This window comes from Pseudomonas bohemica (assembly GCF_002934685.1).
Lineage (GTDB): Bacteria > Pseudomonadota > Gammaproteobacteria > Pseudomonadales > Pseudomonadaceae > Aquipseudomonas > Aquipseudomonas bohemica.
This window is the reverse complement of sequence record NZ_NKHL01000088.1, coordinates 55,784-57,941: the sequence shown is the minus strand read 5'-3', so window position 1 is coordinate 57,941 and position 2,158 is coordinate 55,784. Positions and strand designations below refer to the sequence as shown.

The window sequence follows — 2,158 nt, the reverse complement described above, 5'->3', positions numbered from 1 at the left end:
TGGCTATGCCGATCGTGCAGCGATTTATGAGCGCGCGCTGAAGGTGCTGGTGTGATCGCCGCCCTGAAGCTTGTCCCGGTGTGGGCGTGGGGAGTGGTGGTGCTGGTCATCGCCCTGTGCGCCGGATCATTCGCCGCAGCGTGGTTCTGGCAGGCGAGCGCATACGGGAAGGTGATCGCCACCAACGAATCCAGTTACCAAGCCGACCGGACGCTGATCGCCAATGCAGCCTCGGCCCAGGCCCGCGACGCCCTGGCCAAGCAGCAGGACGCCGAACAGAAGCTTGCCGCGCTCGACAAAACCGCCACCGAACAGAAGGACAAGGCCAATGCTGAAAACGAATCTCTGCGCCGCGCTGTTGCTGACGGCACTCGCCGGCTGCGCATCGCAGGCACCTGCTCAGCTGGTTCCAGTGGCAGCAACGTGTCCAAAACCACCAGCACCGCCAGCGTGGGTGATGCAGGAACCGTCGAACTCCCTGCAGCAGTTGGACGATCTGTTCTCGATATCCGAGCCGGGATCATCGCCGATCAAGCAGCCCTGAAGGCGGCGCAGGCGTATATCAGGGATGTGTGTCAGTGAATGTTATCCACTCAGTCCTTATCGATTGACGACGCGTTACCAGATCAACGGTGTCCTAATAACTGAACGTTAACCTTCACGTGCAGCCCAACGAAATGAGGTAAATCATTGCCTCATCATGCGGGTTACGCAAATGAACAGCGGAGATATGTTGTTGAGATGGCATTCTCTGTGGCGCATGGAAGGCTGTCAGGTCTGTTGCAGAATGTGCCACTCGAAGCAACAAGAGTCTGAGGCGGCAATGCCGTTCGAGCATACCCGGGACTGCGTGTGCAAATGTTATGGTCCATTCCCTTGGCATGACTTAGATCAGATCTCAGCAAGCTTTTCAGCCCAAAATGGTCATGGCGCAACGCCGATGACGTTCGGCGCCTACGCGAAAGTTCCTCCTGTCGTGGTGCCTGCCAAGCATCATGGATGAATGCCTACATTCCGGGTCGAAAAAATTAGCATGGCCTCATTTGATGTTTGAAAAACGGAATAGGCCGGGCTGACCGCTGAGCCTCGGTTGACAAAAACGAGCCGAATGGAAATTTGGTTGACACGAACTTTTTCAGCCAACATTGCTGATTCAGGGATTTGTCAACCAGACTTCCTTGCTGATTTGCCGATTTGTCAACTTGCGCAGAATCGCAAGTTGGTGTCATGCGCGAGACCGGTCAGGAATAATTTCTGGAATATTTTGCGGTGGGATTTGTAGTCGGCAGAACGCCAGGGATGGATATGCAGCTCGTACCAATTTTTGTACCACTGCATGCGTTTTTGAGGTTTTCCGTGTGTTTTCCAACGTACGCAAAGCCCTAATTTTACTGGCTTTCCCTACTTTGGCTTTCCCTGCAAAACCCACAGAAAATATCGGTGTAGTTCTGTTCCAGTGTCACAGGGGTGTGTTCCGTGTGGGTTCAAAAAAACGCGGGCTTGGTGGCCTGCAAAGGCGCACATAGTAGCCTAGCTGGGCGGGGAGGGGTACGGCGGGCGGGCGACAAACCTGCGGCATGTCGCTGCCGGATTTGGTGCATTACGGGGTTTACCTAACCTTTACCGACCGTTTACGTCGAAATGTGTCCGGACCGTGTCTGAGTTAATGGGTGAAAGATGCCCGGATGAAGAGAGTGACTTTATGTTTAGCCCAATTGCGAGAATCGCACTGGTGATCGTCCTGACGTCGTCGGTTTCGGGATGTTTTTTTGGTCCCGGATGGGGCCGCCACGGCGGTGGATGGCATGACCATCGGTATTTCGACGGTGGTCCGGGCCCTGGGTATTACCATCGTTGATCGATGCTGAATCGGTCCCCGGCCGGATGCCGGGATCTCGACAGCCATAACGAAAAAGGCCGCGACTGGAGGGATTCCTCGTTGCGGCCTTTTCGTCTCTCTGAGGGGCGCGTATCAACCTCGATACCTGGCGGCTACAAAATGACGACGCGGTTTGGGTCGGTGCTGCTGTCAGACTTTGCAGGTGGCGAACGCCTGTCGTTGAGCCCGTTTTGAAGAGAGTGAAGAACAATGTTGAGTCGTATAGCGAAAGTCGCGATGGTCATCGCGGTGATGTCAGCCATGTCTGGCTGCTGGCCT

1 protein-coding gene is annotated in these 2,158 nt (G+C 55.1%); it reads left to right on the top strand.

All coding sequences use genetic code 11. The features are described from left to right. Positions 1–51: 51 nt before the first annotated feature. Entirely contained in the window at positions 52–582 is a 531-nt protein-coding gene (locus tag CE491_RS30185) for a lysis protein (protein ID WP_199885007.1), read from the top strand. The last annotated feature ends 1,576 nt before the right edge of the window (positions 583–2,158 follow it).